Here is a 17,221-nt window from a genome sequence, read left to right as displayed (position 1 = left end):
AAAGGTTCACCCGGCCTTGACGGCCTCAAGAACCTTCTCCCTTATCTCGGCGGCCTTCTTCAGGGCGAGGTCAACTGCGTACATAACCTCCTCCAGCTTGAAGCTGCCTCCCTCGCTCTTCTGGACAGAGGAAATCATGCCGTTCTCGTCGGTGGTTATGGTTATCCTGCCGTCCATGACGCGCTCCTCGTCCAGGTTCGGGTCGGCGAGCAGGTTGCCGCCGATCTTGGCTATGGTAACCGGGATCGGTATCTTGCTCACCGGCAGGGGCTCGTACTCGTCGAGAACCTCGACCTCATCTTTCTCCTCGTTGTAGACTACCTTCGGAATCTTCGTGCTCAGCAGGGCAGCTATGGCACCTATTCCGCTGGCGTCGAGAAGGTTGCCGTCGTGGTCGAGAACGTGGACGTCTATGAAGACCACCCTTACGAGCTTGCCGGGGACGATGACGAGCTTCTCCAGCTCCACCGCCTGGCTCTCCCTTATGCCCCTGTCCACGACTCTGGCCAGCTCTATGGCGTTCTCATCAGGCGGTCCGGGCTCAAAGCTCGGGGAAGCTAGGGGCACGAGCTCGACATTAGTCGTTATGACTCCCTTCTCCGGGAGGTCGGGGAAGGGCTCACCCATGTCCACCTTTATGCCAACCAAGACCTGGGTGTTGCCTAGCTTAACCCAAGCGGAACCCTCGGCCTTCTCAATGACGTTGACCCTGACCTCGAGGTCGCGATAATCCTCAAGAGCGCGGCCGTCTATGCGCCTGCCCTCCTTGAGGAGGCTCAGGATGTGGTCGCGCATTATGCTGGCCATCACTTCCATTTCACTCACCTCCACCGACCTCCTCGGCTATTTTGAGATACTTGACCTTCAGCGCCTCGCGCTGCTTCTGGTAGACCGCCTTGGCGCCCTTGATGGCGAGTCTAACGGCCTCGACGAACTCATCCTTGGTGAGATAGCCGTCCATCTGGAGCAGTGTTATGTCGTTCTTGAGGGGCATTATCGCGACCGGAACGTCCGCCTCGCCGTAGTTATCCTCGTCCTTGTTGAGGTCGAGGACTATCTCGCCCTCTATCTTGCCGGCGGCGCAGGCAGCGACCAAGTCTCTCATGGGCACGCCCGCATCCGCCAAGGCGAGTGACGCTGCCGTTATTCCTGCCACGCGAGTTCCCGCGTCGGCCTGAAGGACCTCGATGAATACGTCTATGGACGTTCTCGGGAACATCTCGAGTATGAGCGCAGGTTCTAGTGCACCCCGTATAACCTTGCTTATCTCGACGCTCCTCCTGTCCGGACCTGGCTTCTTGCGCTCCTCCACGCTGAAGGGCGCCATGTTGTACCTGACACGGAGTATGGCCCTGTCCGGCCTCTGAAGGTGCTTGGGGTGAATCTCCCTCGGGCCGTAAACAGCCGCCAGAACCTTGTTCTTGCCCCACTCAACGTAGGCAGAACCGTCGGCGTTCTTCAGCACACCGACTTCCATCTTTATAGGTCTGAGTTCGTACTTCTTTCTCCCATCTATTCTCTTTCCGTTCTCATCTATGAGCTTTAAACCCTCTGGCTTGCCCATCATTCTCCTTCACCCTCTCCAGCATTTGGCTCTTCAATCTGGGGTATCTCTTCAACGACTCCCCGCTCCTTGAGCTCCCGAAGCCTCGTCATGAGAAGTTCCTTGACCCTGTCGGTAAGTCCCTGGGTGTGGCTCTCCCTGTTTACCTTGAGTATCGCCTCAATCGCGAGCTTCTCAAGCTCTTCCTTTCTGCCGCTGACCCAAACCCAGCCGTTCTGGCCGACTATTATCCTCGTCCCGGTCAGCTTCTTGATGAGGTTTATCATCGAACCGCCCTTACCTATGAGCCTCGGCACCTTGGAGGGCGTTATCTTGACTATCTGCCCCCCTCTGAGCGGGCCACCCTTGAAGGGCATGCCCTTAGTTGTGAGGTCTATCTGGTTTATCTCGTTGTACGCCTTTACCCTAGCGTAGATTATGTCGCCGATGTCGAATATCTTCCTCAGGTCTGTCTTCAGTATGTCTATGCGCTCCTCTGTGGCATCCTGAACGCGCAGGTTGGCCTCATAGGGTGCTCCTATGTCAACGCTCCAGTTGGAGAACCTGACGTCGGTTATCTTGCCGAGAACGTTGTCGCCAACCTCTGGGATGTACGGGCCCTCAAGGGGTATAACCCTTATGGCGTCCCCCCTGATCTCAACCAGCCCAACGACCGTTGAGTATATCCTGTTGCCTTCCCTGAACGTCCCTCTTCCGCTCTTAAACGGTCCCTGGGCAAGCAGAGTCCCAGGGACGACAAGTTCCCTATTCTTTACAAAAATCCGTCTCATAGTCCCTTCCTCTCTATCAGTTTAGTTACCGCATTGCCCTTCGTGAGGGCGTTAAGTTTCTCATAAAACTCGTCCTCGATTCCACCAGGAATCTCGATGAGGAACAGCCACGAACCGTCGCTGGCCCACTCCTCGCGCTTTATCGTTCCAAACTTCCTGACCTCCCCGTAGGCCTTGCCGACGTAGTCACCGGGTATCTTGACTGCTATAACCTTCATCTCAAGCTTTATCGGGAGAAGGGGTCTTATCGCCTTGATGACTCCAGGAACCTGCGCTTCTGCATCTTTGAACAGGTCAACGTGGACTCCAGCCTCTTCCATCGCCCGGAGGATTCTATCAACCGGATGTGGGTAGCCGGTTCTCGGGTCGACGGCGTGGCGATGGATTATCGTCGCTATGTAGCGCCTCTTGTCCTCAAGCATCTGCCTCCTCTGCTCCGCCGTCAGCTGAACCTCTCCCTTGCGAAGGATTACCTTTGCCACCTCGTAGGGGTCGCTGGTGCCGAATATCTTCTCCATCTCGTGCTCGCTGGCCTTATCGCCCTTATGCGCGTCCTTAAAAACGTAAGGAGTGGCGAGTATCTCCTCTATCGGAACCTCCTTGCCCTCTTTGAAGTCCCTGGCCAAGTACGGGTCAACGAGTATCTCAAAGGTCTCGCCATGCGTCTTCAGACGGGCGATGACGGCTTTATCAACACTTATGGGCATCGCCCGTCACCTCAGTAGTTGCTGTCCAGCTCGGAGTAGTCCTCTTCCTTCTCCTCGACTTCCTCTTCCTTGACCTCTTCGAGGATTTCATCGAGATATTTAGCCAGCTCTTCCTTTCCGAGCTTCTTCCAGCGCTTGTCCTCCATCGTTATGTACGCGACCTCTATGCTCTCCGGGCTCGGCTCCTCAAGGGTCTTTGCGAGCGCCATTATAGCCAGCTTTATCGCACCCTCCATGTCTATGTCGTCGGTGTAGTGCTCCTCGAAGATCGCCATGGCCGTGTTCCTGCCGCTGCCTATGGCAACTGCCTTCCACTCGAAGTAGGCCCCGCTCGGATCGGTCTCGTAGAGTTCAGGTTTGTCGTTCACGCCAGCCATGAGCAAAGCCGCACCGAATGGCCTCACACCGCCGTACTGGGTGTGGGCCTGCTTGAGGTCGCATATCTTCTTCACCAGAACGGTGAGTGGAACGGGTTCGCCGTAGGTAAGCCTGTAAACCTGGGCCTCAAGCCTGGCCCTGTCAACGAGAACCCTCGCATCAGCTATTATGCCGCTCGGAGCGGCCGCAATGTGGTCGTCGATCTGGAAAATCTTCTCGTAGCTGCTCGGCTCGATGAGCTTGCTGGTTATCCTCTTCTCGACGGCGAGAACGACACCTTCCTTCCACTTGACTCCTACAGCGGTGGCTCCCCTCTTAACGGCCTCTCTTGCATAGTTTACCTGGAAGAGCCTTCCGTCAGGGCTGAAAACGGTAATGGCCCTGTCGTAACCTGCCTGCGGTGGTACAAACGCCATTTTACATCACCTCTAACGTATTATCGTCATATCTCCTACTCTCTGGCCATAATTCTCGGGCGGCATAATTAAGCTTTTCTATTCACCTCGCAAGGCGAGCATCGCCATCTTTCTGGCTATTCTCCTGGCGAACTCCAGGGGAATGAACGCTATCACAAACAGTATCGCGGCCAGAATCAGCGAGGACTCACGGCCGAGAGGTTGAAGTATCATCATGCCGAAAGCCACTACAAGAAACCCCATGCCAAGCGCGAGGAACCTCCGATAGGTTTTGTTCATTACCTCAAGGGTCTCTTCCATTCCTCCCACCGAGGGCTTTTTATTTGGAACCCGTTTTAAGTCTTTGGTGTTGCCGATGGAGTGTCCGTTCTGCAATGCAAAGCGTGAGGCGATTCTTTACGATGACGGGATCATCAGGATACTCATTGACTCATATCCGGCGAACCGGGGCCACCTGCTGGTGGTTCCTGGGAGACACGTCGAGAGCTGGGAAGAGCTGAGCGGGGAAGAAAAGGCCGCCCTGATAAGGGGCATGGAGCTGGCGATGGAGAAGCTGAGAGAGGTGTTAAAGCCGGACGGGTTCAACGTGGGGATGAACCTTGGAAAGGCCGCAGGTCAAACCGTTCCGCACATTCACCTCCACGTGATTCCCCGCTGGGAGGGGGACTGCGCTCACCCGCGGGGCGGCGTCAGGAAGGCAGTCCTTGATTTGGAGGACGAGAACCTGAGCCTGAAGGAGAGATGGGAGAAGAACAGGCTGAGCCGAGAGGAAGTGGAACGACTCAGGAAGGCATTCGGCGGCTAATCTTTCGTTGTTGGATTAAGGACTCGCTATAAACACCGCTCTTCCGGGATTAACCTTATTGTGGCTATGGAACCGGGCATTTTTACAAAAGCGCTGTTATTCTCCACTTTCAGCCCTTCTACATCACGCTCCCGGGCATCGCAAAGGAAAGCTTTTGCTACGCCGAAGCTGGGCTTTATTTTAACCGTTTTTTCTGGAACAAACGGCGCATACAGCCTAACTATTACCCCCTCCCCCCGTGAGGCTGGTTTTACCGCCACCACTTCAACATCTGGAGGGTCTACTTCCACCACCGAATCGGCGATTTTGAGCAAATCCTTCTCTTCAGCTTCCCTCCAAGGCGTGGACAAGTTCTTTGCGAGCAGGTGAATTTTGTTCTCCTTCCAGTCGCCACGTTTTGTGAAAAGGACCGCGTATTCGTACTCGTACCTCTCATGTTTGTGGGCACTGACTGGGTTTCCGGGGATGCCGAGGATCCCGAAGGCTTTTTCGCGAACGGCGCTCCTCATCGCGACAAGCTCAATTTTTCCATCGGGGCTGTAAGAGATTGCACCCGGAAAAGGCTGAAGGATAGCGATTCCGTGCCCGGTTGAGTCATCCCGTATATGGGCAAAACGGTGGAGTGGCCAGAAGGTGGGGTTGTAAATTCTCCTCCAGGGGCGATCCACGACCCCACCGGGGGCATGCATTGAAATCCTCTCCGAGGATACCGTCGTCATAAAGCGGACGATTAGGGAGTAGCCTTCCTTCATCTTCCCCTCAACGCGGAAGTAAATCAGGGGAGAATCGTTTTCCAGCCATATTCTCCCTAAAATCTCCTCGCCGTTGAGTAAAGTAGAGCTTAGGATTTCAACGGCACCATCGTGCTCAACAACCTCAACCTTTACCCTGCTGTTGCTGGCTTTCATGGACTCTTTCCATACTCCTCCGAGGAATTCGTACCCCATCCTCCACAGGCCGCCTGAATCGCGGTAGCTTACGAGGTCATTTGAGACGCCTGTTAAGAGGGGGACACCATCCTTGAACCTGAGGTCGGTGATGGCACCGCCGCGGGACTCGCCGATTTCGATTCTGTAATGGGCCGTTTCGATGAGGATTTTATCTCCATCTCTGAACCATTTTGGAGGAGATAAGCCGTTATCTTTGTGTTCTTTTTTCAGGGGCGGCGTGAGGTTCTCGATAACTTCATCGGCCGTCTTTATCGCCCGCTCAAGGCAGGGGATCTGCTCCCCCTCGACCACTCTATCCGTGGAAGTTCCGGTGATGAAATCGTGGTGGTTGGAAACCGCCGCACACCACCAGGGTTCTTCAAGCTCCTGCAGGATTCTTTTCTCTGCGCCACGGTTTTCCGGGAGAAAGGCAAGTTTTTCCGCGAGGAGGAGCTTTTCAAGGAGAAGGTAGCAGCGCTTCTTGAGCTTTGGTCTCGATGTGTAGAATCCGGTCCAGTACGGGTTGGGGTCGAGTTCCAAAACCGGGAGCCGGTCCCTGTAGTTCTCAATTAGCGCGAGGTAATCGTCAAGGCCAGCATTCACAACCCATATTCCCGTTTTGGGGTAATATTCCCTGTTATAGCGGTCGAGCAGAGAAATTAAATCCGGGATGGGTTCAACAAAATCAAAGCCTATGGGACAGAGCATGTAAGGGGTTCGGCTGAAGGGGGAAAGGGCTTTGACGTATTGGTGGATTCTCCGCGCTATGTGCCAGCCGGTTCGCAGTGAGATCGCCAGTTTCGCAAGGTAGACGCGGCTGATTCCAAGATAAGCGAGCATATCTCCCTGGCCATAGGTGAAGGCGTTCCAGTGGGCTAAGACCTCCCCTCCATTTTTATCGCGCCACACAAAGTCGAGACTCCTTTCTTTTTTGAGGAGCAGCTCTGCGCTGGAGCCTGGGCGGGGAAAGCGCCATTTTGGTTCAAGGTCGCATCCAGGGAAGTACATCCCGTCCAGGCGCGTGATTGCCGTGCGGTCAAATCCAGCGGCGTTCAGGAGTGAGGGAAGGAACGGGGACGAACCGAAGCTGTCCGGGAAATAGGCGAGTTTGGGCTCCCGGGCAATGCCGTTCGAGCGAAGCCACTCCTGTCCTATCAGCATGTCCCTCAAAATAGCTTCCACCCTCGGGAGAATCGTATCCGCCGAAGTAACGGCGCTGCTCATGAGGCGAAGGCGCCCCTCGTTAATTAGGTCCCTCGGGGCGTCCCTCTTTCCCGGGTTGTGGTCCCAGTACATCTTCAAAAAGAAGACGTTCTCAACTGAATAAACCCGCCGGGGCTCTTTCTGGAGCTCGCCTATTGCCATGTCAAGGTTTTTCTGAACGAACCTTTTGAAGTATTCCTTCGACGTGTAGAGCCAGTTTGGGTCCCAGTGGCTCGATTCAGTGAAGATCAGAACCTTCTCCGCGTCATCGGGTATACCGAGGCTCCTGCGAAGTTTCTTTTCCAAGGTCATGATTATCACTCTCACAACTCAGGAAGACCATTCAATCCCCGGCTTTTACGGATTTTCCAGGGTACTTCCTCTCGTTCTTCCTCAGCTTCCTCTCAACAGCTTCGCCGAGGTCTATGCCCAGCTCGTGGGCGAGGAGGGTTAGGTATATCACGACGTCGGCTATTTCATCCGCTATGGCTTCCTTCTTGGCCGGGTCCTTCACAGCCTCAAGTATCTCCCAATCACTTTCCCACTGGAAGTGCTCCAAAAGCTCGCCCAGCTCCACCGCGGCAGATACCGCCAGGTTCTTCGGTGTGTGATATTTCCCCCAGCCACGTGCATCGCGGAATGCCACGAGCTTCTCCTCAAGCTCTCGGAAGTCCATGCCACCACCCCGGCTTAGAAGGCGTGCGCATCGGCTTTCCTAAGAAGTTCCAGGAGCTTTAAAAACTCCTCAAGCTCCTCCCTGGAGAAGTGCCCCTCGACTTCGCTCTCGGGGTCGAGCTTGACGAGCATCTCTCTCGCCTTCATTAGGTCATTCAAATCCTCCTGGAGCTCAATCGCCCTCTGCGTGAACTCGTAGCTCGTGTGTGGGCTCTCAAAGGCCCTGTTCTGGTTCGCGATTATCGCTATCTTCAGGTTGGCTATGGTCTCATCGACCATCTCAATAAGCTCTCTGACCTTCATAATCACCACGTCATAACCTATGCACCGGGGTATTTAAGCTTCCCCAAAAGCTTTTTACACCGAAGGGGTAAAATTTTACCCGGTGGCAGAGATGGACTTCGACCTCTTCATGGAGAGGTACGGGTACAAAATCCTCTTCGGCATATTTGGGCTCGTCCTTTTAATGATACTTGGAGTTCTGGCGTTCTCTGTCTATGCAGTTCTCAAGCTCTTTGGCCTATTCGCCGGGGGGCTGCTCCTGCTGTTTGGAATCCTCTACGCCTTCACAGTAAAGAGACGCGTCATGGACGCCCAAGCGCAGGCTCACGCAAAGTACTTTTACGATGACCGGCCCAAGAGGTGAAGAAGATGGATTTGGGTCTGTTTATGGAGAGGTACGGATACAAGATCCTCACGGTGCTCTTCGCCTCCATCGTGGTCGGGATTATCAGTGTTCCGTTTCTCATTATGTTCTGGGGCTTTTCAGGCTATGCACCGGTTGCCGGTGTTATCACCGTGGTGGCGTTCACCCTCGGGGTTCTCTTCATAATGGCCCCCAAGGAATGGCGCTCGGAGACCATAACAAGAACCTGGTTCCGGACACACAACGAGGTCTACTACGAAAAGAACGAGAAAAAGAGGAAGTAGTTTTTCGAAAATTTTTCAATTTTCATTGACACTTTTCTGAAGGTAGAGTTTTAACCCCCTTCGCAAAGAAACTACGGTGGTTATCATGGAAGCGGTTAAGGCTTATCCTTCTGATTCGGTTGAGTCCAAGTCCAGAAAACGTGAAAAAAAGCTTCTCATGGGCAACGAGGCCATTGCTTATGGTGCCCTCGAAAGCGGTGTTGTCTTTGCGACAGGTTATCCGGGAACTCCATCAACTGAGGTCATCGAGACGATAGCCCATCTGAAGCCCGAGGTTTTTGCGGAGTGGGCACCCAACGAGAAAGTGGCTTTAGAGGAAGCGGCAGGCGTTGCATACACTGGCCTCCGGGCGCTAGTCACGATGAAGTGCGTGGGCCTGAACGTTGCCGCCGACCCGCTCATGAGTTTGGCGTATTCCGGTGTTGAGGGTGGCTTGGTCATCCTCGTTGCAGATGACCCCGGTCCGCACACCAGCCAGACCGAGCAGGATGACCGTTATTATGGAAAAATCTCACTCCTCCCGGTTCTTGAGCCCGCCGGTCCTCAGGAGGCCCACGATTTAATCATCTACGCCTACGAGCTGAGCGAGAAATACAAAGTCCCGGTAATCTTCAGGACGACTACCAGGGTTAACCACACCACAGCTGACGTGGAGGTCGGCGAGTTCATCGAGCTTGACAGGAAGCCAGTCTTCAAGAAAGACATAGAGCGCTATGTCAGAGCCAGCATGGAGGGCAACAGGAGGAGGCACCGCTGGCTGAACGAGACCCTCGCGAAGATAGAGGAGGAGTTCAGCTCGATGCCCTTCAACTGGGTCGAGGGCGAGGGAAGAATCGGAATCATCGTCGAGGGCGCGCCCTACAACTACGTGAGGGAAATTCTCCCGAAGATCGGCGGAGATTTCAAGGTTCTCAAGCTCTCAACTCCCCACCCGCTCCCGAGGAAGCTCGTCGTTGAGTTCCTAAAGGGAGTGGACTTCGCGATAGTGATTGAGGACGGCGCGCCCTTCCTCGAGGAGGAGGTCAAGATAGCGGCCTACGAGGCAGGATTAAGCGTCCCAGTCTACGGCAAGAGAACCGGCCACTTCCCGCTCGAGGGCGAACTGACGCCGAGCCTCGTCAGGAACGCACTCTTAAGACTTATCGGCGAGGAGGGGGAGACCTACAAGAAGCCGGAGGAAGTCAAATACGCCGAAAGCCTCGCCCCAAAGAGGCCGCCGGTGATGTGTCCCGGCTGTCCGCACAGGGGGAGCTACCGCGCCGCGCTGGACGCATTGAGAGACCTCAAGCTGGGCCGCTATTCCCTCCCGATTCACGGCGACATAGGCTGCTATGCACTGTCGCTCCTTCCGCCGCTTGAGGCGATATGGACGGAATACGTTATGGGCGCGAGCATAAGCCTTGCCAACGGCCAGAGCGTGGCGCTGAACAAGAAGGTGATAGCCACCATCGGCGACTCAACGTTCTTCCACAACGGAATCCAGCCGCTGGTCGATGCCGTCTACAAGAACCTGAACGTTCTCGTCATGATACTCGACAACAGGACGACGGCGATGACCGGCCACCAGCCCCACCCCGGGACGGGCGGAAGTGAAACCGGCAGGAAGTTCAACGAGATTGACATTGAAGCCCTCGTCAAAGCTCTCGGGGTGAAGTACGTTAAGACAGTTGACCCCTACGACCTCAAAGCAACAAGGGAAGCCATCAAGGAGGCCATGCAGGTTGAGGGGCCGGCGGTGATAATAGCCAAGCAGGAGTGCGTCATTCCGGTCATAAGGCGCGGCGAGATAGGGGAGATACCCCTGGTTATCGAGGAGAAGTGCACCGGCTGCAAGGCGTGCATACTCTTAACCGGCTGTCCGGCGCTCGTTTATGACCCGGAGACGAACAAGGTGCGCATAGATTCCCTGCTCTGCACCGGCTGCGGCGTCTGCAACCAGACGTGTCCCTTCGATGCGATAAAGTTCCCGAGCGAGCTGGACTAATACCAGCCGTAGCGCCAGCCATCTTTCCTTTCCCTTCTTGATTTTTCTATTTCGTCGGAGACCATGGCGCCGAGAAGAAGCTGATACAAAACAACGGCTCCAAATCCCCCCACGATGCCAATTACATTATCTACGGAATTGAACAACCAGATAACGAGTATCACAGGAATCGCGAGAAGTAAAGCCCCCCTGAGAACGGCCCTCCAGTTTTCTGGATCCATGTAATCTAGCCCCCCAAGATTTTCAGTAGCAAACCAGTCATGAAAGTAGTAGAAGAACTCCGTGGCTCTAATCCAGACCAAGACAACGTTCAAAAGTATCACGAAAGTATACAACAAGGGAACTTCCAGCCCAGCCATCAAAAGAAGTAATGAATAATCGGTTAAAAACTTTATATCACTCCCTCCATACCTCCAGCACCATGAAGCGCCTCACAAGGGGGTTTGGATACAGCTCCCAGCCGATCCCTTCAGTGTTTGCCTCAATTTCCCCGAAGAGGCCACCCTCGCGCGGGTCTAAGCTTTCCCCGTAAATTTTTCCGGGTCGGATTTCAACTTCCATATACCTAGGCAGGCCGACGATGGCCTTGCCGTGCTCCTTAGCGTAGTCAATCGCCCACCTGGCCGTGTAGAGGCCCGAGTAGATCTCCGCTATCCTCACTGGGACGCTGGACTTGCCGATGGCAATTATTTCAATGCCAGTCTCCTCCCAGAACTTCTTCGCCAAGGGTTGAAGGTCTTTAGCGAGGTCCTTCCACACTTCCTTGCCCCTGTCTGTTATCGTGAGTGCCTCTATCGTCGGCTCGTCGAGCTTCCGCACCTCGATTCCACCTATCGTCGAGTCGAGGTGTATCACATTGGGCTTTACCCCTCTCGCGAGTTCAACGGCCAGAAAAGCCTCCTCCCGAACGGCCTGTCTTCCGCTCATGTCGTAGTCGAAGGGATTCGCGTATCTAACCATGCTTGTCGTTGCCGTCTTATATGGCTTCTCCACAAGAACGGCCGCCGTGGCTATTAGACCTATTGGATTGTACTCCTCATCCAGCAGGGCACCACCCGTGTCAGCGGCGACTATTCTCATCGCGACCACCGTTAAGGACCAATTACCAATATAGGACGGAAGCCAACATATACAGTGGTGATAGCGTTGGATGGGTCAGGCGATATTGTTTATGAAGCTTTGGGTCATTACATAGATGACCTCTGTGGTTCGGCATTTCTGGGAACCGCTAGGGGGAAGGTCGTCCTATACAGGATGGGAACGTATCCGCTAACACCCCCAGGGGAGCCCCTACCGTTCCTCAACGTCTTCTACTCCCGTGGGATGCTTGAGATAACCGGAATATGGAACCGTGACGGCAAGAGTGGGGCGTTTCTGCTGAAGATGGTTCCCTCCGGAATAGAGGTGAGGGACGGGGACATCGTCTACATAACCTTCCACCCCTCGGAGGGCGGTATAGTGTTGGTCACCCTCTACGGGAACGGGGGGCTGGCGAAGACTCTCGAAAGCGCGGTTAGGGACTGCAGAGGGAAGAGCAGGGAAGAAGAGAAGATTATGTCCTCAATGTTGGGGGTTATATCGATTATTCCCCCACAGTGGGAAACATCACATCTCTGAGCTTTTCCACATCTTTTCCCATGGCCTTTATCGTTCCTTCATCAAAACTAGTCAGTCGGGAATATCGGACTATAACCTCGTGGATTTTCGGATGCCGGCTCTTAAGGATCCCCATCATCTCGTTCGCGGACATGAGAATCCCTGTGTCTCGGTGAACTAGATAGGCCCCAATGGTATGTAGGGCATCCATATAGGCGTTGTATGCCATTTCAAAGCGTTTTTCCTCCAGATAATACTCTGCGCGGCTTATATATGCCAGAGCTTTTTCCCTCAGAGCAGTTTCCATCCCCGACAGCACGCATGGTTTATAAGGGGAGACCTAATAAATCTGTCGAGGGATATGAAGGCGGAGAGACTCGCCTGGATCGCTGTCGTGCTCATCATAGCGTACATAACGTGGAAGGCTATCAGCCCACTGATAACGCCGATATTCTTTGGCCTGATTCTGGCCTATGCAGCCTATCCCATACAGAGGCGACTCGCTCCCAAGCTTGGTGAGATGCACTCCGCGATGCTCCTCACGGTGGGGATGCTGGGGCTCGGCGGTGTAGTAACCTTCGAGCTTCTGATGATATCCGTCCAGGTTGCGGCTTCTTTCTACCAGAGCGTCGTTGATTTCTTCCGGTGGCTCATAAGCCAGCCTCTGCCTCCAGAGGTCCTAGATTTCCTCCAGAACTTCTTCAATCAGCTCATCCCACGGTTGTCGGAGTACATATCGAAGCAGGCCTTCTCCCTTCCCATGTACCTCCTCCAGCTCGTCGTCTTCCTTTTCACATTCTACTACGCACTGTCGAACGCTCATGAGATAGCGGAAGAGATACGGCTGGCGATTCCTGATAGAAACCGCCGCCTGGGCGAGGAAATACTCGAAAGCCTCAATAAGACCCTGGGAGCGCTGGTGAGGGCCTGGCTGGTCTTAAACGTCATAAAAGGTGTTCTGATGAGCCTTGGCTTTCTCCTGTTCGGGGTCTCCGACCTCTACACAGCTATAGTGGCGGGCTTCCTGACCTTCATCTTCTCCTTTGTTCCCCTCTTTGAGGGCTGGATGATATGGCTAATCGCAGCCGCGTACTTCGCCAAGGATGCCATGTACCTCCACGCAATTGGGATAGCGATCTACGGCTTCCTCCTTGTTTCCCCGATGCCGGACTACACGATAAGGCCCATGATGGTCGCCAAAGACGCGAACCTCGACGAGACCCTCGTATTCATCGGAATGATAGGCGGAACGTGGGCCATGGGAGTGAAGGGCCTCATAATAGGTCCGATAGTGCTCAATCTTCTCCTCGTCCTCCTCAAAGAATGGAAGAGGGTGGTCTCTAAAGAACCTTCACGCCGGCATTCTCAAGCTCCTTCAAAGCCCGTTCCTCATCCTGGGGTTTGATTCCCTTCACCGCATCGCGAAGCAGGTAAACTTCGAAGCCGTGCTTTAAAGCGTCGAGGGCGGTGGCTCTAACGCAGTACTCCGTGGCGACGCCGCAGATGTAAACCTTCCTTACCCCGTTTCTCTTCAGTATCTCGGCCAGGTCCGTTCCCTCAAATCCCGAATAGGCCTCCTTATCCGGTTCCGTAGCTTTCGAGATTATCACCGCGTCGGCGGGCAGTTCAACGACGAACTCCGCCCCGGGAGTGTTTTGAACGCAGTGCTTCGGCCATATTCCTCCATGCTCCCTAAAGCTGACGTGGTTCTCGGGATGCCAGTCACGGGTGGCGACTATTAAAGCCCCCCTTTTTCTGAACTCCCTGATGTACTCGTTGCACCGGGGGATTATTTTGTCCCCCTCCGGAACCGGCAAAGCGCCCCCGGGCATGAAATCCCTCTGCATATCCACAACTATGAGCGCCTCCTCGGGCATGGCCACCACCATTAAACGTCTTAGGTTTAGGGTTTAAATCCTTGCCCACAAAGCTTAATAGAAGAGAATACCAACCAGATAACATGTCAGAGATTACTGTAAAACTTCCCCCCGGTGTCGATGAGGAACTATTCAAAAAAAAGCTCCGAAGGATTATAGAGCTTGAAGTCCTTTTAAGCGAGCTTTATGGAGTGCTCAAAGGAAAAGAATCGTGGGAAGAACTAGAGGGGGAAACTTATGACCAAGCGAGTGCTTATTGACTCAAACGTTTTTGTTGAGTACCTCAAAGGAAATCCCAAGGCTATGAAAGTTCTCTCTTCACTCCTCTCCAGCGAATACGAGATTTTTATAAACGCAATCGTCTACTCCGAGGTAGTTTTTCTCTTCATTTCAAAGACAACGGGTCTCTCGGCATTTGCCCTCAAGAAGAAACCCCCTGCGGTTGTTAATAGCGGCGTAGAAAAGGTTCTTGCCCTCCTTCAGCAATTTAAGATTGCAGAGATAAACGAGGTGGTTCTTCAGACGGCATCAGAGATAATAACAAGACATGGCCTTCTCCCAAACGACGCCATAATCCTTGCCACTGCCAAGATTTACGATATGACTCTTGCAACCCTTGATTCCGATTTTGGAGGGCCTGCCAAAGAGGAGGGTGTTCCCCTTTATTCGCCCTAAACCCCAAGCTTTTCTTTAAACCTCGACATATCCACCCCCTTGTCCATGCCGAGGAGATAGGCGAGAACCTTCTCGTCGAGGTCGCCGTAGCGCTCGCGGAGGGCTTTTATTCCCTCAAGAACCTCCTCCCGCTCCCAGCCTAGGGAATCTGCGATATGAGTCACCATCTCGTTGAAGAGGTCCTCCTCGGCCTCTTCCTCCGCGAGCAGGCTTTTGTTGACCACCAGAAGCCCATCTTTTTCCTCAAGGAGGCCCTCCTCCAGGGACTTCGCTATAAGCTCCTTCGCGGTCTTTACATCCATCAGGCGGAGGCTGAAGGCCAGTATCCCAACGAGCTCGCTCCGGGTGAACTCAACTGAACCCTTGTACTCAACCGCGCGTTTTATCGGGTGCAAGCTATCACCTAACTTTTTTAGGGTGCTGGAATAAATAAACCTTTGCATAACTCCGTTAGATGTTTAAGCACCCGCGAGAACCCTAAACGGTGATGCCGATGGAGCAGAGGACTCACAGGCTGGCCTCCAAAAGATTGGTTGGAAAGCCCGTGAAAATCGAGAAGAACTACGCGGAAGTCCTTCTGGAGACGACTGAAGAGATGGCCGTCGATGAGTACGGGCTGGTTCACGGGGGCTTCACCTTCGGCTTAGCCGACTACGCGGCAATGCTCGCTGTGAACGAGCCAACGGTCGTGCTCGGGAAGGCTGAAGTGAAGTTCCTGAAGCCAGTTAAGGTCGGTGAAAAGCTGATAGCCAAAGCAGAGGTTATAGAAGAGTCTGGAGGGGGTGTGAGGGACGGAACGTCCCCCCGGAGGAAGAAAATCGTAAATGCAGAGGTCTTCAACGAGAGGAGCGAGAAGGTCTTTGAAGGCATTTTCCACTGCTACGTCCTAGAGAAGCACGTGCTCGAATGAGCCAAAATTTTTTAAACCAAAATATCGTATTTCGATATCGGTGTTAGATATGAAGTACCGAGATTTTCTCACCCTGCACATACTCCACCACGCGAGCGAAGGGGTTACCGGCTCGTTTCTGATGAAAGAACTTGAGCGACACGGTTACCACGTCAGCCCTGGAACCATATATCCCCTCCTCCACGCCCTTGAGAAGGAAGGCCTCCTTAAGAGCCACTGGGAGGTCCGGGGCGGGAGACGGGTTAGGGTCTACGAGATAACGAAAATCGGCCGGAAAACCCTAGACGAGGGCAGGGAAAGGTTGAAGGAGCTCTGCACGGAACTGCTGGGGGAATAAGGGATGGAGGAAAGGGAGAAGAAGATATTCGGAATAAGCTGGAACGTCTTCTTACTTGGAATCGTCAGCTTCCTCAACGACATGAGCAGCGAGATGATAATGCCGATAATGCCGAGCTACCTGATGGAGGTCCTCGGTACCGGGAAGTTGCTCGGCGGTTCCGTTATGGGCGCGATAGAGAGCATGAGCTCGCTGTTCAAGGTTGCCTTTGGCTACGTGAGCGACCGCTTTAGAAAGAGAAAGGCCTTTGTCTTCGCCGGTTACGCCCTCTCAACCCTCGCCAAAGGAGCCTTAGCTTTCACCCGCTACTGGTGGGACTTCCTCCTCTTGCGCGCGGTGGACAGGATAGGAAAGGGGGTAAGAACAGCCCCCAGAGATGCACTTATAGCGGAATCGAGCGAAAAAGGGAAGACCGGAAAGTCCTTCGGCTTCCACAGGATGATGGACACCCTCGGAGCCGTCGCCGGACCGCTCGTTGCAATCGGCCTGATAGAGCTTCTCAAAAGCCTGCCAGCTGAAACGGCCTACCGCTACATCTTCCTGCTCTCCGCGGTTCCTGGCGCGATATCGCTCCTCGTGATAATCCTCCTAGTGAAGGACCGGGGAGGTGAAGTCAAGAAGAAGATAAAGGGCATATCCACGCTGAGGAACAGGAACCTGCAGCTCTTCCTCGCGGTGGTGGCTATAGGTGCACTCGGAAGGTACAGCTACGCCTTCACGATGTGGAAAGCTCAAGAGCTCGGCTACTCCGTGGTTCAGAGCATGGCATTCTACGCACTCTTCAACCTCATCTACGCCCTCTCGGCCTATCCCCTTGGAACCTACTCCGATACCTTCGGAAAGAAGAGGATGATAACCCTGGGCTTCGGCGTTGCGGCTTTGGCGGCTCTGGCTTTCGCCTACGCGAGGGACTTCTACACGCTCATAGCGGCTTTCGTGCTCTATGGAATCTACATCGCCATCGAGGACACGGTCCCAAGGGCGTACATGGCGGACCTGGCGAGGGAATACGAGAAGGGCACGATAATCGGGGCATACCACACGGTCTTCGGAATCTTTGTCCTTCCGGCGTCAGTGATAGCGGGCTGGCTCTGGGGGAGCTACTCACTGGCCTACGCCTTCACCTTCGCAGCTCTGATGAACTTCGTTGCCATGCTCCTAATGGCCTTCGTGAGGGAGTGACCTCTCTCTCAAATTTTTGAGAGAAAAGGTAAGGGCAGACTGAAGATCATGCGCCCATCTTCTCAAGCTCTTTCTTTCCAATGAGCAGGGGTCTCTCAGCCTCAATGACGTAGCTGAGCTCCCACCTAACTTCGCCCTTGTTCATCGCCTTTGCGTAGCGCTCGGCGATTTCCTCCGCCTCCTCAAGTGAGGAAGCCTCGACGATCCTCCTGACGTACCATTTCATGTCACCAAAGCGAAGCTTGAACTCCGCCATGTACATGGGCATCACCGTAGGGGATTG

26 protein-coding genes are annotated in these 17,221 nt (G+C 54.1%); 11 read left to right on the top strand and 15 right to left on the bottom strand.

Annotation, left to right across the window (positions count from 1 at the left end):
• Nucleotides 1-6: 6 nt before the first annotated feature.
• The 6 genes from rrp42 to E3E25_RS01420 form a co-directional block, all read right to left on the bottom strand.
• Nucleotides 7-816, bottom strand: coding sequence for an exosome complex protein Rrp42 (gene rrp42 / locus E3E25_RS01445; RefSeq protein ID WP_167891545.1), 810 nt, complete (start codon nucleotides 814-816; stop codon nucleotides 7-9).
• Between the two features lies 1 nt (nucleotide 817).
• Nucleotides 818-1,567 carry an exosome complex exonuclease Rrp41 gene (gene rrp41 / locus E3E25_RS01440; protein WP_088179804.1) on the bottom strand — a complete coding sequence of 250 codons (750 nt, stop codon included), beginning with the start codon at nucleotides 1,565-1,567 and terminating at the stop codon, nucleotides 818-820.
• Nucleotides 1,564-2,334, bottom strand: coding sequence for an exosome complex RNA-binding protein Rrp4 (gene rrp4 / locus E3E25_RS01435; protein ID WP_167891544.1), 771 nt, complete (start codon nucleotides 2,332-2,334; stop codon nucleotides 1,564-1,566). The genes rrp41 and rrp4 overlap by 4 nt, the downstream gene beginning before the upstream one ends.
• Nucleotides 2,331-3,041 carry a ribosome assembly factor SBDS gene (locus E3E25_RS01430; protein ID WP_167891543.1) on the bottom strand — a complete coding sequence of 237 codons (711 nt, stop codon included), beginning with the start codon at nucleotides 3,039-3,041 and terminating at the stop codon, nucleotides 2,331-2,333. The genes rrp4 and E3E25_RS01430 overlap by 4 nt, the downstream gene beginning before the upstream one ends.
• 11 nt (nucleotides 3,042-3,052) lie before the next feature.
• Complete coding sequence (psmA, locus tag E3E25_RS01425) at nucleotides 3,053-3,835, bottom strand: archaeal proteasome endopeptidase complex subunit alpha (protein ID WP_167891542.1); 783 nt, start codon at nucleotides 3,833-3,835, stop codon at nucleotides 3,053-3,055.
• Between the two features lie 78 nt (nucleotides 3,836-3,913).
• Nucleotides 3,914-4,135 carry a hypothetical protein gene (locus E3E25_RS01420; RefSeq protein WP_167892579.1) on the bottom strand — a complete coding sequence of 74 codons (222 nt, stop codon included), beginning with the start codon at nucleotides 4,133-4,135 and terminating at the stop codon, nucleotides 3,914-3,916.
• Between the two features lie 55 nt (nucleotides 4,136-4,190).
• On the opposite strand from E3E25_RS01420, the gene E3E25_RS01415 reads away from it, so the two are divergent.
• A complete protein-coding gene (locus tag E3E25_RS01415) occupies nucleotides 4,191-4,640 on the top strand; it encodes an HIT family protein (protein ID WP_167892578.1) in 450 nt (149 codons plus the stop codon).
• Nucleotides 4,641-4,666: 26 nt separating this feature from the next.
• Here the strand turns inward: E3E25_RS01415 and E3E25_RS01410 are convergent, their stop codons facing one another.
• The 3 genes from E3E25_RS01410 to E3E25_RS01400 are packed head-to-tail and all read right to left on the bottom strand — an operon-like array spanning nucleotide 4,667 to nucleotide 7,750.
• Nucleotides 4,667-7,084, bottom strand: coding sequence for a glycoside hydrolase family 38 C-terminal domain-containing protein (locus E3E25_RS01410; protein ID WP_240910769.1), 2,418 nt, complete (start codon nucleotides 7,082-7,084; stop codon nucleotides 4,667-4,669).
• Between the two features lie 31 nt (nucleotides 7,085-7,115).
• Complete coding sequence (locus E3E25_RS01405; protein ID WP_167891540.1) at nucleotides 7,116-7,448, bottom strand: nucleotide pyrophosphohydrolase; 333 nt, start codon at nucleotides 7,446-7,448, stop codon at nucleotides 7,116-7,118.
• Between the two features lie 14 nt (nucleotides 7,449-7,462).
• Nucleotides 7,463-7,750 carry a hypothetical protein gene (locus E3E25_RS01400; RefSeq protein WP_167892577.1) on the bottom strand — a complete coding sequence of 96 codons (288 nt, stop codon included), beginning with the start codon at nucleotides 7,748-7,750 and terminating at the stop codon, nucleotides 7,463-7,465.
• A 91-nt stretch (nucleotides 7,751-7,841) separates the two neighbouring features.
• On the opposite strand from E3E25_RS01400, the gene E3E25_RS01395 reads away from it, so the two are divergent.
• The 3 genes from E3E25_RS01395 (at nucleotide 7,842) to iorA (ending at nucleotide 10,361) form a co-directional block, all read left to right on the top strand.
• Nucleotides 7,842-8,093 carry a hypothetical protein gene (locus E3E25_RS01395; RefSeq protein WP_055429830.1) on the top strand — a complete coding sequence of 84 codons (252 nt, stop codon included), beginning with the start codon at nucleotides 7,842-7,844 and terminating at the stop codon, nucleotides 8,091-8,093.
• 5 nt (nucleotides 8,094-8,098) lie between these two features.
• Nucleotides 8,099-8,377 carry a hypothetical protein gene (locus E3E25_RS01390; RefSeq protein ID WP_167891539.1) on the top strand — a complete coding sequence of 93 codons (279 nt, stop codon included), beginning with the start codon at nucleotides 8,099-8,101 and terminating at the stop codon, nucleotides 8,375-8,377.
• Between the two features lie 85 nt (nucleotides 8,378-8,462).
• On the top strand, nucleotides 8,463-10,361 hold the full coding sequence (gene iorA / locus E3E25_RS01385) for an indolepyruvate ferredoxin oxidoreductase subunit alpha (protein WP_167892576.1): 1,899 nt from the start codon (nucleotides 8,463-8,465) through the stop codon (nucleotides 10,359-10,361).
• Here the strand turns inward: iorA and E3E25_RS01380 are convergent.
• Nucleotides 10,358-10,720: a hypothetical protein gene (locus E3E25_RS01380; RefSeq protein WP_167891538.1), complete on the bottom strand. Its 363-nt coding sequence runs from the start codon at nucleotides 10,718-10,720 to the stop codon at nucleotides 10,358-10,360. The two genes, iorA and E3E25_RS01380, sit on opposite strands and share 4 nt — an antisense overlap.
• A 37-nt stretch (nucleotides 10,721-10,757) precedes the next feature.
• Nucleotides 10,758-11,441 (bottom strand): DUF4152 family protein, encoded by a 684-nt coding sequence (locus tag E3E25_RS01375; protein ID WP_167891537.1) that lies wholly within the window; start codon nucleotides 11,439-11,441, stop codon nucleotides 10,758-10,760.
• A gap of 57 nt (nucleotides 11,442-11,498) precedes the next feature.
• Between E3E25_RS01375 and E3E25_RS01370 the strand changes: the two genes are divergently transcribed.
• The gene (locus tag E3E25_RS01370) at nucleotides 11,499-11,978 is read left to right on the top strand and encodes a hypothetical protein (protein WP_370456631.1); all 480 of its coding nucleotides are present in this window, start codon (nucleotides 11,499-11,501) and stop codon (nucleotides 11,976-11,978) included.
• On the opposite strand, the gene E3E25_RS01365 is transcribed toward E3E25_RS01370, so the two are convergent.
• Nucleotides 11,944-12,264, bottom strand: coding sequence for a hypothetical protein (locus E3E25_RS01365; protein ID WP_167891536.1), 321 nt, complete (start codon nucleotides 12,262-12,264; stop codon nucleotides 11,944-11,946). The two genes, E3E25_RS01370 and E3E25_RS01365, sit on opposite strands and share 35 nt — an antisense overlap.
• Before the next feature lie 54 nt (nucleotides 12,265-12,318).
• Here E3E25_RS01365 and E3E25_RS01360 point away from each other — a divergent pair, with 54 nt between their 5' ends.
• Nucleotides 12,319-13,362, top strand: coding sequence for an AI-2E family transporter (locus E3E25_RS01360; protein WP_167891535.1), 1,044 nt, complete (start codon nucleotides 12,319-12,321; stop codon nucleotides 13,360-13,362).
• Here the strand turns inward: E3E25_RS01360 and E3E25_RS01355 are convergent.
• Entirely contained in the window at nucleotides 13,298-13,834 is a 537-nt protein-coding gene (locus E3E25_RS01355) for a nicotinamidase (protein WP_167892574.1), read from the bottom strand. The two genes, E3E25_RS01360 and E3E25_RS01355, sit on opposite strands and share 65 nt — an antisense overlap.
• An 83-nt stretch (nucleotides 13,835-13,917) precedes the next feature.
• Between E3E25_RS01355 and E3E25_RS01350 the strand changes: the two genes are divergently transcribed.
• The gene (locus E3E25_RS01350; protein ID WP_167891534.1) at nucleotides 13,918-14,094 is read left to right on the top strand and encodes a hypothetical protein; all 177 of its coding nucleotides are present in this window, start codon (nucleotides 13,918-13,920) and stop codon (nucleotides 14,092-14,094) included.
• Nucleotides 14,072-14,509, top strand: coding sequence for a type II toxin-antitoxin system VapC family toxin (locus tag E3E25_RS01345; RefSeq protein ID WP_167891533.1), 438 nt, complete (start codon nucleotides 14,072-14,074; stop codon nucleotides 14,507-14,509). Before E3E25_RS01350 ends, E3E25_RS01345 begins: the two co-directional genes overlap by 23 nt.
• Here the strand turns inward: E3E25_RS01345 and E3E25_RS01340 are convergent.
• Nucleotides 14,506-14,904, bottom strand: coding sequence for a DUF2240 family protein (locus E3E25_RS01340; protein ID WP_167891532.1), 399 nt, complete (start codon nucleotides 14,902-14,904; stop codon nucleotides 14,506-14,508). The genes E3E25_RS01345 and E3E25_RS01340 overlap by 4 nt on opposite strands.
• A 98-nt stretch (nucleotides 14,905-15,002) precedes the next feature.
• Between E3E25_RS01340 and E3E25_RS01335 the strand changes: the two genes are divergently transcribed.
• The 3 genes from E3E25_RS01335 to E3E25_RS01325 are packed head-to-tail and all read left to right on the top strand — an operon-like array spanning nucleotide 15,003 to nucleotide 16,938.
• Nucleotides 15,003-15,419 carry a PaaI family thioesterase gene (locus E3E25_RS01335; RefSeq protein WP_167892573.1) on the top strand — a complete coding sequence of 139 codons (417 nt, stop codon included), beginning with the start codon at nucleotides 15,003-15,005 and terminating at the stop codon, nucleotides 15,417-15,419.
• A 49-nt stretch (nucleotides 15,420-15,468) separates the two neighbouring features.
• Nucleotides 15,469-15,756 carry a PadR family transcriptional regulator gene (locus tag E3E25_RS01330; protein WP_167891531.1) on the top strand — a complete coding sequence of 96 codons (288 nt, stop codon included), beginning with the start codon at nucleotides 15,469-15,471 and terminating at the stop codon, nucleotides 15,754-15,756.
• A 3-nt stretch (nucleotides 15,757-15,759) separates the two neighbouring features.
• On the top strand, nucleotides 15,760-16,938 hold the full coding sequence (locus E3E25_RS01325; RefSeq protein ID WP_167891530.1) for an MFS transporter: 1,179 nt from the start codon (nucleotides 15,760-15,762) through the stop codon (nucleotides 16,936-16,938).
• Nucleotides 16,939-16,984: 46 nt separating this feature from the next.
• Here the strand turns inward: E3E25_RS01325 and E3E25_RS01320 are convergent, their stop codons facing one another.
• Nucleotides 16,985-17,200, bottom strand: coding sequence for a hypothetical protein (locus E3E25_RS01320; protein ID WP_167892572.1), 216 nt, complete (start codon nucleotides 17,198-17,200; stop codon nucleotides 16,985-16,987).
• Nucleotides 17,201-17,221: the final 21 nt, after the last annotated feature.

This window comes from Thermococcus sp. MAR1, from assembly GCF_012027305.1.
Taxonomy (GTDB): Archaea; Methanobacteriota_B; Thermococci; order Thermococcales; family Thermococcaceae; genus Thermococcus.
This window is presented reverse-complemented; position numbering and strand designations above follow the sequence as displayed.

Coding starts and splice junctions, on each gene's coding strand:
- rrp42 (WP_167891545.1), bottom strand. CDS start 816: ATGGAAGTGATGGCCAGCATAATGCGCGACCACATCCTGAGCCTCCTC.
- rrp41 (WP_088179804.1), bottom strand. CDS start 1,567: ATGATGGGCAAGCCAGAGGGTTTAAAGCTCATAGATGAGAACGGAAAG.
- rrp4 (WP_167891544.1), bottom strand. CDS start 2,334: ATGAGACGGATTTTTGTAAAGAATAGGGAACTTGTCGTCCCTGGGACT.
- E3E25_RS01430 (WP_167891543.1), bottom strand. CDS start 3,041: ATGCCCATAAGTGTTGATAAAGCCGTCATCGCCCGTCTGAAGACGCAT.
- psmA (WP_167891542.1), bottom strand. CDS start 3,835: ATGGCGTTTGTACCACCGCAGGCAGGTTACGACAGGGCCATTACCGTT.
- E3E25_RS01420 (WP_167892579.1), bottom strand. CDS start 4,135: ATGGAAGAGACCCTTGAGGTAATGAACAAAACCTATCGGAGGTTCCTC.
- E3E25_RS01415 (WP_167892578.1), top strand. CDS start 4,191: ATGGAGTGTCCGTTCTGCAATGCAAAGCGTGAGGCGATTCTTTACGAT.
- E3E25_RS01410 (WP_240910769.1), bottom strand. CDS start 7,084: ATGACCTTGGAAAAGAAACTTCGCAGGAGCCTCGGTATACCCGATGAC.
- E3E25_RS01405 (WP_167891540.1), bottom strand. CDS start 7,448: ATGGACTTCCGAGAGCTTGAGGAGAAGCTCGTGGCATTCCGCGATGCA.
- E3E25_RS01400 (WP_167892577.1), bottom strand. CDS start 7,750: ATGAAGGTCAGAGAGCTTATTGAGATGGTCGATGAGACCATAGCCAAC.
- E3E25_RS01395 (WP_055429830.1), top strand. CDS start 7,842: ATGGACTTCGACCTCTTCATGGAGAGGTACGGGTACAAAATCCTCTTC.
- E3E25_RS01390 (WP_167891539.1), top strand. CDS start 8,099: ATGGATTTGGGTCTGTTTATGGAGAGGTACGGATACAAGATCCTCACG.
- iorA (WP_167892576.1), top strand. CDS start 8,463: ATGGAAGCGGTTAAGGCTTATCCTTCTGATTCGGTTGAGTCCAAGTCC.
- E3E25_RS01380 (WP_167891538.1), bottom strand. CDS start 10,720: ATGGCTGGGCTGGAAGTTCCCTTGTTGTATACTTTCGTGATACTTTTG.
- E3E25_RS01375 (WP_167891537.1), bottom strand. CDS start 11,441: ATGAGAATAGTCGCCGCTGACACGGGTGGTGCCCTGCTGGATGAGGAG.
- E3E25_RS01365 (WP_167891536.1), bottom strand. CDS start 12,264: ATGGAAACTGCTCTGAGGGAAAAAGCTCTGGCATATATAAGCCGCGCA.
- E3E25_RS01360 (WP_167891535.1), top strand. CDS start 12,319: ATGAAGGCGGAGAGACTCGCCTGGATCGCTGTCGTGCTCATCATAGCG.
- E3E25_RS01355 (WP_167892574.1), bottom strand. CDS start 13,834: ATGCCCGAGGAGGCGCTCATAGTTGTGGATATGCAGAGGGATTTCATG.
- E3E25_RS01350 (WP_167891534.1), top strand. CDS start 13,918: ATGTCAGAGATTACTGTAAAACTTCCCCCCGGTGTCGATGAGGAACTA.
- E3E25_RS01345 (WP_167891533.1), top strand. CDS start 14,072: ATGACCAAGCGAGTGCTTATTGACTCAAACGTTTTTGTTGAGTACCTC.
- E3E25_RS01335 (WP_167892573.1), top strand. CDS start 15,003: ATGGAGCAGAGGACTCACAGGCTGGCCTCCAAAAGATTGGTTGGAAAG.
- E3E25_RS01330 (WP_167891531.1), top strand. CDS start 15,469: ATGAAGTACCGAGATTTTCTCACCCTGCACATACTCCACCACGCGAGC.
- E3E25_RS01325 (WP_167891530.1), top strand. CDS start 15,760: ATGGAGGAAAGGGAGAAGAAGATATTCGGAATAAGCTGGAACGTCTTC.
- E3E25_RS01320 (WP_167892572.1), bottom strand. CDS start 17,200: ATGTACATGGCGGAGTTCAAGCTTCGCTTTGGTGACATGAAATGGTAC.